Source organism: Lawsonibacter hominis (assembly GCF_014287895.1).
Taxonomy (GTDB): Bacteria; Bacillota; Clostridia; order Oscillospirales; family Oscillospiraceae; genus Lawsonibacter_A; species Lawsonibacter_A hominis.
On the sequence record NZ_JACOPP010000002.1, the window covers coordinates 38,011 to 52,865 of the forward strand.

The 14,855-nt window shown below is 60.7% G+C and carries 14 protein-coding genes; 13 read left to right on the forward strand and 1 reads right to left on the reverse strand.

The window, feature by feature from the left end; all coding sequences use genetic code 11:
• Positions 1 to 31: 31 nt before the first annotated feature.
• Positions 32 to 613, reverse strand: coding sequence for a hydrolase (locus H8S57_RS01915; protein ID WP_186906385.1), 582 nt, complete (start codon positions 611 to 613; stop codon positions 32 to 34).
• A 200-nt stretch (positions 614 to 813) separates the two neighbouring features.
• On the opposite strand from H8S57_RS01915, the gene H8S57_RS01920 reads away from it, so the two are divergent.
• From H8S57_RS01920 to H8S57_RS01980, 13 genes are all read left to right on the forward strand, one after another.
• Positions 814 to 1,488, forward strand: a complete 675-nt coding sequence (locus tag H8S57_RS01920) for a TIGR00266 family protein (RefSeq protein ID WP_186906386.1) — start codon at positions 814 to 816, stop codon at positions 1,486 to 1,488.
• A 13-nt stretch (positions 1,489 to 1,501) separates the two neighbouring features.
• On the forward strand, positions 1,502 to 2,452 hold the full coding sequence (locus H8S57_RS01925; protein ID WP_186906387.1) for a TIM barrel protein: 951 nt from the start codon (positions 1,502 to 1,504) through the stop codon (positions 2,450 to 2,452).
• Positions 2,453 to 2,579: 127 nt separating this feature from the next.
• Positions 2,580 to 3,479, forward strand: a complete 900-nt coding sequence (locus H8S57_RS01930; RefSeq protein ID WP_186906388.1) for a LysR family transcriptional regulator — start codon at positions 2,580 to 2,582, stop codon at positions 3,477 to 3,479.
• 405 nt (positions 3,480 to 3,884) lie between these two features.
• The gene (locus H8S57_RS01935; RefSeq protein ID WP_186906389.1) at positions 3,885 to 5,369 is read left to right on the forward strand and encodes an FGGY family carbohydrate kinase; all 1,485 of its coding nucleotides are present in this window, start codon (positions 3,885 to 3,887) and stop codon (positions 5,367 to 5,369) included.
• Positions 5,370 to 5,387: 18 nt separating this feature from the next.
• On the forward strand, positions 5,388 to 6,911 hold the full coding sequence (locus tag H8S57_RS01940; RefSeq protein ID WP_186906390.1) for a sugar ABC transporter ATP-binding protein: 1,524 nt from the start codon (positions 5,388 to 5,390) through the stop codon (positions 6,909 to 6,911).
• A complete protein-coding gene (locus H8S57_RS01945; RefSeq protein ID WP_186906391.1) occupies positions 6,904 to 7,884 on the forward strand; it encodes an ABC transporter permease in 981 nt (326 codons plus the stop codon). Before H8S57_RS01940 ends, H8S57_RS01945 begins: the two co-directional genes overlap by 8 nt.
• Before the next feature lie 11 nt (positions 7,885 to 7,895).
• Positions 7,896 to 8,861, forward strand: coding sequence for an ABC transporter permease (locus H8S57_RS01950; protein ID WP_186906392.1), 966 nt, complete (start codon positions 7,896 to 7,898; stop codon positions 8,859 to 8,861).
• Between the two features lies 1 nt (position 8,862).
• Entirely contained in the window at positions 8,863 to 10,464 is a 1,602-nt protein-coding gene (locus tag H8S57_RS01955; protein WP_186906393.1) for an FGGY family carbohydrate kinase, read from the forward strand.
• A gap of 292 nt (positions 10,465 to 10,756) precedes the next feature.
• Complete coding sequence (gene deoC / locus H8S57_RS01960) at positions 10,757 to 11,407, forward strand: deoxyribose-phosphate aldolase (RefSeq protein WP_186906394.1); 651 nt, start codon at positions 10,757 to 10,759, stop codon at positions 11,405 to 11,407.
• Between the two features lie 70 nt (positions 11,408 to 11,477).
• Positions 11,478 to 11,888, forward strand: coding sequence for a cupin domain-containing protein (locus tag H8S57_RS01965; protein ID WP_186906395.1), 411 nt, complete (start codon positions 11,478 to 11,480; stop codon positions 11,886 to 11,888).
• Positions 11,889 to 11,940: 52 nt separating this feature from the next.
• Positions 11,941 to 13,014: a sugar ABC transporter substrate-binding protein gene (locus H8S57_RS01970; protein ID WP_186906396.1), complete on the forward strand. Its 1,074-nt coding sequence runs from the start codon at positions 11,941 to 11,943 to the stop codon at positions 13,012 to 13,014.
• 65 nt (positions 13,015 to 13,079) lie between these two features.
• A complete protein-coding gene (locus tag H8S57_RS01975; protein ID WP_186906397.1) occupies positions 13,080 to 14,051 on the forward strand; it encodes an SIS domain-containing protein in 972 nt (323 codons plus the stop codon).
• Positions 14,051 to 14,782, forward strand: a complete 732-nt coding sequence (locus H8S57_RS01980) for an SDR family NAD(P)-dependent oxidoreductase (RefSeq protein ID WP_186906398.1) — start codon at positions 14,051 to 14,053, stop codon at positions 14,780 to 14,782. Before H8S57_RS01975 ends, H8S57_RS01980 begins: the two co-directional genes overlap by 1 nt.
• Positions 14,783 to 14,855: the final 73 nt, after the last annotated feature.

A 14,855-nucleotide genomic window follows, 5' to 3' on the forward strand; every position in this document is an offset into this window, starting at 1 on the left:
CGCGCTGCGTGCTCCGGGGGCCTTGATGGTTTTACAGTGATGCACACTTGGCCTCGATATCGGCCTCGCAGGCCTTCATGGCCTGAAGCGTCCGCTCCAGCAGTTCCGGCAGCTCCCAACCCAGCGCTTCCGCCCCCTGGGCGATGGTCTGGCGGGAACAGCCGGCGGCAAATTTTTTGTCCTTATATTTCTTCTTCAGGCTGGAGAGTTCCATATCCTGTACGCTTTTGGAGGGGCGCATGAGGGCGGCGGCCCCGATGAGGCCGGTGAGCTCGTCCACAGCGAAAAGGACCTGTTCCATTGGGTGCTCCGGCTTGGCATCCGCCCCGGTCATGCCCCAGCCGTGGCTGACGACGGCGTGGATCAGCGCGGCGTCCGCGCCGCGAGCCTCCAACAGTTCCCGGACCTTGACGCAATGCGCGTCGGGCCACTGTTCAAAATCCAGGTCGTGAAGCAGGCCGACCTGACGCCAAAACTCCGCCTGTTCTCCATAGCCCAGCGCATCGGCAAACCAGCCCATTACGGCCTCGACCGTCAGGGCGTGGCGGAGATGAAACGGCTCCTGGTTGTATTCCTTCAGCAGGTCCCAGGCCTGCTCGTGGGTAAACTGCATGAAAATCGGCTCCTTTGCTTCCGTTTTGTATCATGATACCATAACAGCCGCCCTCCTGTAAAGCCCTTGCGGCGGAGCGGGGCCTGTGTTAGAATGCAGGAAGGAGACCGGGAGGGGGGCGCCCGTTTTCCTTCCCGGTCCATGGGATCAGGAGACTGTCCGGAGAAGACCGGGCGGCATTTGAACAGGAGGCATTCGATATGAACTATGAGATCGTCGGCGAGCCCATGCCCGTGGTGATCTGCCATCTGGCGGGGGGAGAATCTATGATTACGGAGCGCGGTTCCATGGTATGGATGAGCCCCAATCTGCAGATGCAGACCTCGGCGGGCGGGCTGGGCAAGGCTTTTGGGCGCATGTTCTCCGGGGAGTCGATCTTTTTGAATACTTATACTGCCCAGGGGGACGGCATGATCGCCTTCGGCTCCAGTTTTCCCGGCTCGATCCGGGCGGTGGAGATCACTCCGGAGCACCCTGTGGTCGTGCAGAAGAGCGGTTTTTTGGCCGCAGAGCCGGGGGTGGAGCTTTCGGTTTTTTTCCAGAAAAAGCTGGGCGCCGGCTTCTTCGGCGGCGAGGGCTTCATCATGCAGAAACTTTCAGGCCGTGGCACGGCCTTTCTGGAGGTAGACGGATACGCGGTGGAGTACGAGCTCCGGGCCGGTCAGCAGATGGTGGTGGATACCGGAAACCTGGCCATGATGGACGCCGCCTGTTCCATTGAGATCCAGTCTGTCAAGGGGGTAAAGAACGCGCTGTTCGGCGGCGAGGGCCTGTTCAACACCGTGGTCACCGGGCCGGGACGCATCGTTTTGCAGACCATGCCGGTCAGCGGCGTGGCGGCCGCGCTGGCGCCGTTCTTCCCGTCGGGCAACTGATGTGTATACGCTCATGAGCCTCCCGTTGGCGGCGGATGTACTGGAGGAGTACGCGGCGGAATTGCCCGCGGCGGTCGCAGCCTGCGGCTGTGACGGCCTGGAGGGCGTATGGGGCGGCGTGGAGCCGCCCTGGAGCATTCCGGAAGGACTGCGCTTCGGGTATCATCTGACCTTTTATCCGGACTGGCTGGACTTCTGGCGGGGGGACCGGGCGGCGCTGATGCGGAAATTCGGCTCTGAGCCGGTCTGGAGGGCGTTTTACGGCGGGGCGGAGGGGGAGCAGACTCTGCTGGACCTTTATCGGGCGGATTTGAAGCGGGCGTTGGCGTGGGGGGCGCGGTATGTGGTCTTCCATGTGTCCGACGTATCCATCGAGGAGGGATATACCTACCGCTGGGAACACAGCCACGCGGCGGTGATCGACGCGGCGGCGGAGCTTGCCAACCGGCTGCTGGACGGCCGGGACTGGCCTTTTCAGTTCCTGGTGGAAAACCAGTGGTGGCCCGGATTCACCTTCACAGACCCGGCCCTGACCGGTAGCCTGCTGGAGAAGATCCACTTTGCGCGCAAAGGGATCCTGTTGGATACGGGACACCTGATGAACACGGACCGGAACCTGCGTACCCAGGCGGAGGGGGCGGCCTATATCCACCGTATGCTGGACGCCCACGGAACGCTGTGCCGGTATATCAAGGGCGTCCATCTGCATCAGTCCCTCAGCGGTCCCTATGTCCGTGCCCACACAGGTGCGCTGCCGCCTCTGCCGGAGGACTATCTGGAGCGGTTTGCGGCCAGCTACCGCCATATTTTGAATATTGATACCCACCGGCCCTGGACCGATGGGGCGGTTCGGGGACTGGTGGAACGAATCGCACCGGACTATCTGGTCCATGAGCTCTGCGCCCATGACCGCGCAAGCCGGGCCGCGGCGGTCCGGCGGCAGAACCTTGCGCTGGGAAGCTGATGGGAAACGGAGGGGTTTGCCAACGGAGCGTTTTCTGTTATAATACGGAGGAAGAAACGACCTGCCTTGCGGTTTGGAGGATACATGCGGCATCCGGCCTGACAGGTACAGGAGGGGAGGAAGCGTCTTGAATCAGCTGCAAATCGAATATTTTCTGGCGGTGGCCCGCAACCGGAGCTTTACGCGTACGGCCCAGGAGCTCTATGTGACGCAGCCTGCCATCAGCCGGCAGATTTCCTCCCTGGAGGCCGAACTCGGCTTTACCCTGTTTGACCGTACCAGCAAAAAGACCAGCCTGACGGCGGCGGGGATCTTGTTTTATAATTATTTCACCCGCTGCCGGGAGTCGTTCTCCGCTACGGTGGAGCAGGCGCGCCAGGCCAACAATGCCCAGGCTGGAGTGGTGGCGGTGGGGTGTCCCTCCGGCTGGGACGTATCCGGCTTTTTTCCGGAACTCATTCAGCGCTTTCGATCCTCCTACCCCAATGTGGGCCTGACTATGGAGAGCCGGGATTTCCTGGCGCTGATCGAGGCCCTCAAGGCAGAACGGTTGGATGTGGTCATGACCATCGACCATGCCGCGGAGAAGAACCCGGCCCTGGCGGTGCAGCGGCTGACGGAAATCCCGCGCATCATCCTCTACTCCGCACGCAGCCCCCAGGCGGCGCTGGCCAGCCCCAAACCGGCGGATTTTCGGGACGAGACCTTTGTGGTGGTAGTGGACGACGACGCCAACCGAACCTGCGCGCTGGTGCGGGAGTATTGCGCGCAATACGGCTTCATCCCAAAGCTCCAGATCGTTCCGACCATCGAGTCCATGGTCCTGTGGGTGCAAAACGGCATGGGGGTGGCCGTCATGGACGGCTGGGCGCGCGAGGTGACCAATGACGCGTTCCGGTATATCACGCTGGACTCCAGCCATGAGGTGATCCTGGTCTGGCGTAAGGCGACCCAGAACCCGGCGGTCCCCCTGCTGGTCAACGAACTGACCCGTCTGGCCCAATTCCGGGTGTCCGGCGCATCCTGAGGCGGCCTTAAAAACGGCGACCCCTGCAGACCGCGTAAGGCGACAAGCCGCCAACGGCGGTCCGTTTTGAGCTTTCGCAGGCGCACACGCCATCGAAGAAGGCGTTATTTTCGGCACACTGAGGCAGCCCCGGCGGTTCGATACCGCCGGGGCTGCCTTTTGTGATGCGAGCCGGGACTGTACCTGCAGTTGGGCCTGCGGGGGCCAGCGGACGGACCTGCAGGCCCGCTGCAGCGCTGCGTCCTGGCACAGGACTAACCGCAGTGGACAAGTAAGCAAGAAATATGCCAGCTTTGGTTAAAATATATAAAAAAGATACTTGCAAACAAAGGGCGACTGTGATATTATATGTCCAAAAGATAGAATGTACGTACATTAAAGCACTTGGACGAAGGGGGCACGACTATGGATGGGGACTATATCCTGGGGATTGACCAGGGCTCGACCGGTTCGAAGGTCATCGTGGTGGACCGGAACGGAGCGGTGGTGTGCAGCGCCTATCGAAAGATCAACAGCTACTATCCCCACGAGGGCTGGCTGGAGCACGATCCGGAAGAGATTTGGGCTTCGGTCCGGGATGGGCTGTTGGAGGCGGCGGCAGCATTTGATTTTGCACAGATCCGTGCGATCGGCATCACCAATCAGCGTGAAACCACCATCCTCTGGGAGCGGGCGACCGGAAGGGCGCTGACGCCCGCCATCAGCTGGCAATGTGTGCGCAGCGGGGAGATCGTAAAGCGGTGGGAGCCGTTTGCCGACAAGATCTCGGAAAAAAGCGGCCTGATGAACAACGCCTACTATTCCGCCAGCAAAATCGCCTGGGCGCTGGAACAGGACCCCGGCCTGCGTGCGCGGGCGGAACGGGGAGAGATCTGTTTCGGCAATATCAACACCTGGATTTTGTGGAAGCTGACCGGAGGACGGGAGCATCTGACGGATTCGGCCAACGCGGGACGGACCCTCCTGTTTGACGTACGCAAAAACCAGTGGGACGACGCTCTCATGGAAAAAATGGGGATCCCGCCACAGATGCTGCCCGAAGTGCGGCCCTGTGACGCCTGCTTCGGCCTTGCGGTAGAGCCGCGGGAAGCGTTCCAAAAACCGCTGCCGGTCATGGCCTCAATCGGGGACCAGATGAGCGCCCTGTTTGGACAGACGTGTTTCCGGCGGGGGGAGGCCAAGTGCACCATCGGCACCTGTCTCAATCTGGTGACCTATACGGGCCGCTACGAACCGCCGGCCAACGGCATTCTTCCCGCTATCGCGGCAAACCGGTCCGGAGAGCTGACGTATGAGCTGGAGGGCGGCGTTTATGTAGCAGGCTCCATCAATGAATGGCTCACCGATCAGTTGGGGATCGCGGACAGTCCCAAAGAAATCGATGCGCTGGCCATGCAGGTGGAGGATTCGGGCGGGGTCTATTTTGTGCCCGCGTTTCAGGGACTGGGCGCTCCCCATTGGAATTCGGGAGCCAGGGCTTTGATCATCGGCCTGTCCAGGTTCCATGATAAGCGCCATATCTGCCGGGCGGCAATCGAGTCCATTGCTCTGCAGACCAACGATGTGATGGATACGCTGAAACAGCGTTTCGGACTGAAAATCCACACGCTGCGCGTGGATGGCGGTGTGGCCAAAAGTGATTTTGTCCTGCAGAGCTTCGCGGATATCCTGGGCTGCCGGATCGAGCGGCCCGCCAACACCGATCGAACGCCCATGGGGGCGGTATATCTGGCGGGGTTGGCGTCCGGGCTGTGGCAGGATAAGGAACAGATTCGGAGCTTGTGGGTATTGGATCGAGCCTTCGAGCCGGATATTGACCCGGCGGCGCGGGAGAAATTGCTTGCAGGCTGGAGGGAAGCGGTCAAGCGGTCGCTCGACTGGGTCAGATAATAGAAGAGGAGGTTCATCGTGAGTTCGGAAAAAGCGTGCCTGGAGTTTCAAAATATCGGTATGGAGTTTCCGGGCGTAAAAGCCCTGAGCGACGTATCCTTTTCGATCGGCCAGGGAGAGATCCATGCACTGATGGGAGCCAACGGCGCCGGAAAGTCCACACTGATCAAGATTCTGGCTCGGGTCTACCAACAGACCTCCGGCGATATCCTGCTCCATGGACAGAGCCTGTCCAAGTCTACGGCAGGCAATATCCGTGATTATGGGATCGACTTTATTTTCCAGGAGCTGGAGCTGGTACCCGGTTTTACTGTGGCGCAGAATATCATGATCGGGATCGAGCCCCGCAGCAAAGCCGGCCTGATCGACTGGACAAGGATGACCAGCGAGGCGCAGAAGGCGCTGGATGGGTTCATGCCCGGCGTTGTGGACGCCTCAGCCCAGATTTCCGAGCTGTCCGTGGCCAAACAGCAGATCGTCTGTATCGTCCGTGCCCTGTACCGCAACCCCAAGATACTGGTTCTGGATGAGCCGACCAGCCGCCTGAGCGCCTCCGAGACCGATGCGCTTTTCGACGCCATCCGGCGGTGCAAGGCGGAGCGGGAGATCACGATCATCTACATATCCCATCGGCTGGAGGAGCTGTTCAAAATTTGTGACCATGTCACGATACTGCGGGACGGCGTCTACACCGGCACCTGGCCGCTGGGAGAAATCACACAGGAAGAACTCGTCTATAAAATGGTGGGCGTGGTACAGGGAAGCGGGGAGCATCGGCCGATGGACCCCGCGCTGGAAGGCAAGGAGCCTGTGCTGAAGGTAGAGCATCTCAGCGTGCGCGGACTGATCGAAGACGTGTCCTTTGCGGTAAGGCCGGGAGAGATCCTGGCGCTTACCGGAGCGGTCGGTTCCCGCAAGACGGAGATCATCGAGGCCATCATGGGCATACGGGGGACGGATGCGGGGACCGTCACCCTCGATGGAAAGGAGATCCGGCTTACCGGCCCCCGGTCGGCCAAAAGGCATGGGATCTGCCTGATCCCGGAAGACCGGCGGAGAAACGGGATCGTCCCGGATTTTACCGTGCGGGAGAACACGACGATCGCCTTTCTGCGCAGATTCACCGGAAGGCTGGGCCTGATCCGGCAGAAGCGGGAGCGGGCGTCCGTAGAGGAGTTCTGCGCCAAGCTTCAGGTAAAAACGCCCGGGACCGAGGTCCCCGTCAAAACGCTCTCCGGCGGAAACATCCAAAAGGTAGTCGTGGCCAAATGGCTGGTAGGGGACTCCGGCATCTATTTCTTCGATGAACCCACGGTTGGGATCGACGTACGGGGCAAAAGTGAGATCTACGCCCTGATCCATGAACTCGCGGGTCAGGGAAAGGCCGTCGTGGTGGCGTCATCCGAAATCGACGAGGCGATTTCCATCAGCGACCGTATGGTGATCCTTTTCAATGGACGGGTCGTATCGCGGCAGGTGTCCTGTCAGGCCAACCGGGAGGAGATCGTATACCTGACGATGGGGGGACGGGAGCATGGATAAAAAGAGAGCGGACAGGACCGGCATGACGCTGGCAAAGTTCTTTGATGTGTGGGGCTCGCTGCTTACCTTTGCGGTCCTGATCGCCGTGTTTTGCCTGCTCTCGGGCAGCTTCCGGACGGGGACCAATCTGATCAATATTCTTACACAGAGTGCGCCGACGCTGATTATCGCCCTGGGCGTGACCTTCGTCAACATGAGCGGTGAGAGCGATCTCTCGCTGGGCGGTATCGTGGGGCTTTCCGCCTCCCTGTTCTGCGGCTTTATTGCAAACGGCAGCAGTCCGCTGCTGGCGGCGGCGGTCAGCATCGGCGCGGGGGCGCTGTTCGGACTGCTCAACGGGATTTTGGTGGCCTGCGCGGGACTGAGCTCCTTTATTACGACCATCTCGATTATGTTCCTGACCCAGGGCCTGGAGTATGCGTACTGCGGCGGCAGCAGCCTGTGGGTACGGGATCACCCGGTGGTCAAGGTGGTCACCGCCTCGGTGGGGCCGGTGCCGGTGATGGTGATTCTGACCCTGGTGCTCTTCGCGGCGGTCTACCTGGTGATGCATCAAACCAAGCTGGGGCTGCACATCCAGGCGGTCGGGCTGTCCCAGGACGCGGCAAAGTTTGCGGGGATCTCGGTCAAGCGGATCAAACTGGTCATGTTTGTGCTGGCGGGGGTGTTCTACGCACTGGGCGGGATGCTCAACGCACTGCGCTCCAGCGGTTCGATCATCTATTCCGGTCAACGGCTGCTGCTGCCGGTACTGGCCGTGACGTACATCGCCAAAACGATCTTGGGGACGAAGCGGGCCAATATCCCCGGTATTCTGGTGGGGGCTTTGATGCTCACCTCCATTTCCACGGCGTTCACGCTGCTCAGCATGGAGTTTTACTATACGCTCATCGCGCAGGGCATCGTACTGCTGTTTGCCGCCATCCTCTCGGTCAGCAACCGCAGCGTGATGCTTCAGGAAGACTTGAGATAGGGGGGAGCGGGATGAAAACAGACCTGATAAAAGGACGGCTGGGCCGGTTGAAGCAGCTTGGCACCCTGCTGATCTACCTGGCCATGGTACTGATCTTCACGCTGCTCAAGCCCAATTACCTGACTCTGACCAACTTTCGCTCCATCCTGATCCAGGCCGCCATGCTGGGGATTATCTCCAGCGGAATGACGCTGGTGATGATGACGGGCGGCGTGGATATGTCGGTGGGTGCGGTGGCCGGCGTATCGACACTGGCGGGCATGTGGCCTGTAGTGTTCGATGAGCTGCCTCTGGCGGTAGGGATTCTGATCGCTCTTGGAATCGCTCTGGCCTTCGGGCTGATCAACGGCATCTGCATCTCCCGCCTGGGCATCGCGCCCTTCGTGGCGACGCTGGGCACAATGTTCCTGGCCCAGGGGCTCCAGTATTTATTTAGTGAGGGGGGCATGTCCATCTCCTATGGGTTTCCCGCGACCTATAAGTTCCTGGGTTCCGGCAGTCTGGGACCGTTCCCCATGCCGCTGGTCCTCTTCCTGGTGCTCCTGGCGGCACTGGTTCTGGCGACCGAATATGCCCCGGCGGGCCGCTATCTGAGGGGTACCGGACTCAACCAATTTGCCAGTGAGCTCTCCGGCGTAAAGATCCGTTCCTTTACGCTGCTGTCCTATGTGCTGTGCAGCTTGCTGGCCGCGGTGCTGGGGCTGGTATTGGGCGCCTCCCAGGCATATGTGTCCCCGGATCACGGCTCCTCGTTCCTGATGGATTCCCTGCTGGTCGTTTTGCTGGGCAAAACGCTGGTAGGGGGAAGAATATCTATTTACGCGACCGCATTCGGCGCCCTCTTTCTGCGCTCTTTTGAGACCGGCCTGTCCATGATCGGCATCCCGGTTACAGCCCTCAATGTGTGCAAGGGGACGCTGCTGGTCATCATCCTCCTGTTGGCGCTGGTCCGGCAAAAGCGCAGAGGAGGCAGTTGAGATGGCCGGGCGGTATATCGCCACCATCGACTGCGGCTCGTCCAATGTGCGCTGCATCCTGTTTGATATGCAGACCGGCCGGCAGATCGGCGTGGCGTCCCGCGACTGGTACGTGCCTCAGAACAGTACGATCCCCGGGGCCTATGACTTTGATTCCAGACTTAATTGGCCCCTGGTGTGCGAATGCACCCGGAAAGCGCTGGCGTCGGTAGACCCTGCCGATGTGGTGGCGGTGACCGCCTCCGGGTTTCGCCATGGGATATTCTGTATGGACCAGAGCGGCCAGGAAGTGCTTTACGGCTGCTTCAATATGGATAGCCGCATGGACGGCGAAGAACTGCGGGAAGCCGGTCTGGAACGGGAGGTGTTCGACCGGGCAGGGGATTGGCCCACCCTGCACGGCCTGCCCCGGCTGATGTGGATCAAGCGTCACGATCCCAAGGCGTTTGACCGGATGGGAAAATTTATGCTGGTCTCGGATTGGGTGGTTTATCGGCTGTGCGGCGAGATCGCTGTGGAGCCGGGAAACGCCTCCTCCACGCTCCTGTTGGATCTGCATACCCGCCAGTGGTCGGAGGAGCTGATGCAGCGCTGCGGCCTTCCGAAGGAGATCTTCCCGCCGGTGGTGGATGCTGGAACGGTGCTTGGACGGGTAGGGGCTGCGGTGGCCGAGCAGACCGGGTTTGCGCCTGGTACGCTGGTAACGGCGGGCGTGGCCGATACCCAGGCCGGCCTGGTGGGCGTTGGCGCGATGGGGGTGGGGACCTCGGCGATCGTAGGGGGGACCTACTGGCTGGACTGCCACATCGCGGATGAGGCGCATACCGACCCGGAGTACCGGACCCGCCTGAGCTGCCACTCGGAACGGGGCGAGTGGATCTATGAGGGCGTTGGCTTTTATGTGGGACTCACCGTTCGCTGGTTCCGCGACGTGTTCGGCGCCTACGAGAAGGAGACCGCACGGGCCTGCGGACTGGATCCCTACTATCTGCTGGACCGGCTCACCCTGGATGTACCGGCCGGAAGCTATGGCCTGCAGGTCTTGTTTTCCGATGTGGCCAACCAACAAAACTGGCGGATGTGCGCCCCCACCTTCCTGGGGTGGGACATCCTGGATCCCGCAAAGAGCCATCGGGGCGTATTTTTCAAGGCCATCCTGGAAAACGCCTGCTATCAGGCCTTTGGAGAGTATGCAAACGTGGGGCGGATCACCGGACGGACGGACCTGCCGCGGCAGCTCGTACTCTCGGGCGGAGCGGCCCACAGCCCGGTATGGTGTCAAATTCTCAGCGACGTGCTGGGAAAGCCCGTGATCACGCCAGTGGAAAAGGAGGGAACGGCGATCGGCGCGGCGATTTACGCCGCCGTGGGGGCGGGGCTCTACCACAGCACGGACGAAGCGGTGAAGGCGCTGGTACGGCAGGAGCGCGTCTACGAACCGGATCTTGGAAACCACGCCGTCTATCTGGAGGAATACGCCCGGTGGCGGGCGCTGTATGAGAACGGACTGGACCTGCTGGAGCGCGGGCTGGTCAAAAGTATGTGGCAGCCGCCCCTTACACGGAGCGAAACGCAGAAGGCCAACCCATGGAAGCTGCGCTGAGCGCCCTGGGCCCTGGTTGAAGGAGGGGGAGACTTTCCGACGCAAGCCCGGCAGCAGTTGCGTGAAATGAGCGCGCTTCTGAAAAAGAGCGTTTTCACGGCAGGGGAGGAGCCAGGCCGGCGCACTCGTTTCGGATCATCCCCGCCCGGCGGTGCCGGGCGGGGGAAGCAAGATGTGAGGCTGTGCGGTCCAGCGGCAAAAAGCGCCTTCCATCGCCGCGGACCTGTTAAAAGACGCAGTCCGGTCCCAGGATTGAAACAAGCTCTAATTTTAAAATAAGGAGATCAGACTTATGAGATCGAATGAGGAATTTGCCCGCTACATTGACGCGACCCTGCTGAAGCCAAACGTGACGCAGGAGGATATGCGCCAGCACCTGGAAGCGGCACGGCGGTTCCACTTCAAAACGGTGGCCATCGGCTGTGCCTGGATCCCCTATGCCAAGGAGCTGCTGGCGGAAAGCGACGTGGGGATCGACGCGCCGATCGGCTTTCCAAACGGCTATTCTACAACGGAGTCCAAGGTCTTTGAGACCATCGACGCCTTTGCAAAGGGCGCCACGGAGGCGGATATCCTGATCAACATCGGCTGGCTGCGCAGCGGACGGTATGCCGAGCTGGAAGATGAGCTCAAGCGCTTCGTGGCCGCCGCCGGCGGAAAGGTGACGAAAGTAATTCTGGAGAACTATTACCTTACGGACGAGCAGAAGCGGGAAGGAGTGCGCATCGTCAAGCGGGCGGGCGCGGACTTCGTAAAGACCTCTACCGGCTTTGCCGCCGCCGGCGCGACGCTGGACGATGTCAGGCTCATGGTGCAGGAGGCGGGGGATTCCCTGCAGGTCAAAGCATCCGGCGGTATCCGTACCCGGGAGTTTGCCGAGCAGCTTCTGGATATCGGGGCCACGCGTTTGGGCGCGAGCAATCCGCATTTGCTGATGGTGTAAACAATTTTTGCTGCGTTGAAATGTACATACATTTAAACGAATAAACATAATTATGAACGGAGGTAAAAATGTGAAGAAACTGTCCATCGGCGCGCTGCCCGTCTACCGGGCCGCGGCGCCCAACGTGCGGGACAACCTGATCCTGGTGGACGCCCAGGAAGGGGCGCAGAATCTCTCTGTGGGGATCGGCGTGTACAACAAAGAACAGGCATCCGAGTTCCATACCCATGCGGGGGAGGAAGAGGTAATGATCTACCTCAAGGGACAGGGAATCATGCGCATGGAAGACGGCAGCGAGGTGGAGCTTCAGCGGGGCGACATCACCTATGTCCCGGCCGGAGAAGCGCATAAGCTCCTCAACACGGGGGAAGGGGAATTCGTTTTCCTGTTTATCTATTCCCCCATGGGGCCGGAAAAGAACATCCGCAAATGGGAGACCGTCGAGGGACTCAGCCTCACGCTGGACGATCTGGTCGGGTAAGCCAGCAACCATCGTTGGAAGAAAATACATACGGATTGAAAGGAGAACAGAAATGAAACTGAAACGGCATTTTGCACTGGCAATCGCGCTTATCCTGATGCTCGGCCTGTTCGCAGGCTGCGGAGGAGACACGGCCAATTCCGCCCCATCCGCCGCACCTTCCGCGCCAGCCTCGGACGAGACGCCCTCCGCCGCGCCGGATAGCAGCGCCTCCACCAGCGGAGCGGGGCTGAAGATCGCCCTGTCCTCCCAGCATCTGACCAACGATTTTAACCGCGGCATCCTGGCCGGCGTAGAGGCCAAGGCCGCCGAGCTGGGCGCTGAGCTGATCACTGCAAATGCCCAGGGCGACTCCAACAAGCAGGTATCCGATATCGAAAACTTCCTCACCATGGATGTGGACGCCGTGATCATCGGCGGCGGAGAGGGCCCCGCGTTTGCGCCTGTCATGCAGAAGATGGCCGAACTTGGCATTCCCTGTATTACGGTGGATATCACCTCTGAATACTCCACCTGCAACCTGACCAGCGACAACTTCAACGGAGGCGAGCAGCTGGCGCTGTATGTGACCAACAAACTGGGCGGAAAGGGCAATATTCTGGCGCTGGATACGCCGGGTTGGCACTCGCTGGAGATCCGCCTGCGCATGCTGGATGCGGTCATCATGGACTACCCGGATCTGAATGTGGTGCAGACCATCTCCATCGGTACACAGGATGCGGTAAACAACTACTACAAAGAAGTCAAATCCTACCTGCAGGGCAACAGTGATATCGACGCCATCTACTGCTCCTGGGGCCTGGCGGCCGTCGGCGCCTCCCAGGCTGTGCGGGAACTGGGGCTCCAGGACCAGATATTCGTTGTGTGCACCGATGCCGACCAGGTCGTGCTGGAGGAAATGCGGCAGGAGGACTCTCCGCTGACCGCGGTAGTGGGCCAGTACCCCGACCGGCTTGGTTCCGGGGCGGTGGAGATGGCCGTCAGTGCTGCGAACGGGAACCAGGTGCCCGGCGAGGCATATGCCCCCATCATTCTGATCGAGAAGACCGATCCCAACGCATGGTTCTCCGCGCCCGCCATTATGACGGTTGAGGACGCCTGGACCACGCTGTACCCTGAGGCCTGAGGCAAACGGACCCATACCCGCTCCTGTCCCGCCGGACGGGAGCGGGTATTTTTGAAAGGAGCACTATGGACTATCGGGAAGAATTGCTGCGTACCCCTCAGATCCTGGAGCGGGTCATGGAGGAAAAGCAGGAAGCCGCGCTGACCCGCGCCCCGCTTCTGGTCTTCTGCGGCTGCGGGACCTCCTTTTATCTCTGCAGTCAAATGGCAGGCCTTTGCGGCGTTCAGGGAAGACGGGCGTTGGCGGTAGAGGCTGCAGAGCTGTTGGAGGATGGAATCCGGATCAGGGAGCAGGGGGCGTTTTTTTTATTTCTCTCCCGCAGCGGGGCTTCCAGGGAGACCGTGCTGGCTCAGCGTGCGGCGCAGGAAGCGGGCTTTTCGACCTTTTACCTGGGGTGTACGGCGGGTTCGCCGCTGGATCTGGCTTGCGGCAGCTCCAGAGTGATCCCGTTTGCGCGGGAAGCGCTGGTGCTGGAGAGCTATTCCTCCACGGCGCAGCTTTTATGCCTGGCGCTCTGCTGCGGCCTGAAGGTATCCCCCCGCACGCCCGACCTGGCGCGGGCCGCGCTCGAACAGGCGGAAGCGATCTACCGCAGCGCGCTGACGGGGATGGAGATCCGCCGCATGATCTGTCTGGGCGCGCCCTTTTACCTGCCGCTTTTAAAGGAATTGATGCTGAAAAACGGGGAGATCACTCAGAAATTCAGCGAGGTTTGGGGGCTGCTGGAATTCCGTCACGGACCCCGCTCCTGGGCGGACCGGGACTGTCTGGTCACAGCGGTGCCGGGAGTACGGACCCTGGCCTATGACCGCCGCGTCGCGGAAGAACTGGTGTCTTATGGCTGCCGGGTGCTCTGGTGCGGGCCGGAGCCGCCCGCCGGGACGCTGGCGGTAAAGCTGGAAGCGGCGGTTCGCAGTGTGGAGGAATGTTTGGCGCTCTTGACCTTCCAGACCGGCCTGGCGGCGGAGATCGGGCGGGCCTGCGGCGTGGATGCCGACCATTTGCGCCATGTGGTCGATAGTGTGGGGGAATTATGATGGAACAGATGCTGGCTTTGGTAACGGGCGGCGCCCGCAGTATTGGCCGGGCCTGCTGTGAAGCGCTGCTGAAGGATGGCTATCGCGTGGTTTTCTTCGATGTGGACGACGTCAGCGCGGCGGAGTTTCTTCGGGTGTTTGCGGGAGGGCGGCTGTACTACCGCCACTGCGACGTATCCAGCTTTACCGCGGTGGAGGAACATTGCCGCGCGGTGCGGGAACAGTTCGGGACGGTGACGGTTCTGGTCAATAACGCGGGCATTCAGACCCACTGCCGCTTTGACGCACTGACGGAGGAACTCTGGGACGAGACGCTGGCGATTAATTTGAAGAGCGCGTTTTGTACCTGCAAATGTCTGGTGCCCGGCATGGTGGCACAGGGATACGGCAGGATCGTCAATATCGCCAGTATGAGCGCCCGGCGTGGCTCACGCAGGCATGTACACTACTGTGCTTCCAAGGCGGGGCTGCTTGGATTTACCCGGGCGCTGTCGCAGGAGATCGCAGAAAACGGCGTGACGGTGAATGCGGTCTGTCCCGGGATCGTGGAAAGCGATATGATCCGGGAGACGCTGCAGGAAAAGCGGGAGATCTGGCTCAAGGAAATGCACGTCAAGCGTCTGGGCACGCCGGCCGACATTGCGCGTGCGGTAAGCTTTCTGGCCGACCGGGCGTCCGGATGGATCACAGGCCAGGCGTTTGAGATCAACGGAGGCATCCTGACGCCATAAGTACGAACATATGTAAGGGATAATTTTAGGTTGATATTTTTCTCCAAATATTATAAAATAACAATAGACTGTT

Coding starts and splice junctions, on each gene's coding strand:
- H8S57_RS01915 (WP_186906385.1), bottom strand. CDS start 613: ATGCAGTTTACCCACGAGCAGGCCTGGGACCTGCTGAAGGAATACAAC.
- H8S57_RS01970 (WP_186906396.1), top strand. CDS start 11,941: ATGAAACTGAAACGGCATTTTGCACTGGCAATCGCGCTTATCCTGATG.
- H8S57_RS01980 (WP_186906398.1), top strand. CDS start 14,051: ATGGAACAGATGCTGGCTTTGGTAACGGGCGGCGCCCGCAGTATTGGC.
- H8S57_RS01955 (WP_186906393.1), top strand. CDS start 8,863: ATGGCCGGGCGGTATATCGCCACCATCGACTGCGGCTCGTCCAATGTG.
- H8S57_RS01935 (WP_186906389.1), top strand. CDS start 3,885: ATGGATGGGGACTATATCCTGGGGATTGACCAGGGCTCGACCGGTTCG.
- H8S57_RS01975 (WP_186906397.1), top strand. CDS start 13,080: ATGGACTATCGGGAAGAATTGCTGCGTACCCCTCAGATCCTGGAGCGG.
- H8S57_RS01945 (WP_186906391.1), top strand. CDS start 6,904: ATGGATAAAAAGAGAGCGGACAGGACCGGCATGACGCTGGCAAAGTTC.
- deoC (WP_186906394.1), top strand. CDS start 10,757: ATGAGATCGAATGAGGAATTTGCCCGCTACATTGACGCGACCCTGCTG.
- H8S57_RS01920 (WP_186906386.1), top strand. CDS start 814: ATGAACTATGAGATCGTCGGCGAGCCCATGCCCGTGGTGATCTGCCAT.
- H8S57_RS01950 (WP_186906392.1), top strand. CDS start 7,896: ATGAAAACAGACCTGATAAAAGGACGGCTGGGCCGGTTGAAGCAGCTT.
- H8S57_RS01925 (WP_186906387.1), top strand. CDS start 1,502: ATGAGCCTCCCGTTGGCGGCGGATGTACTGGAGGAGTACGCGGCGGAA.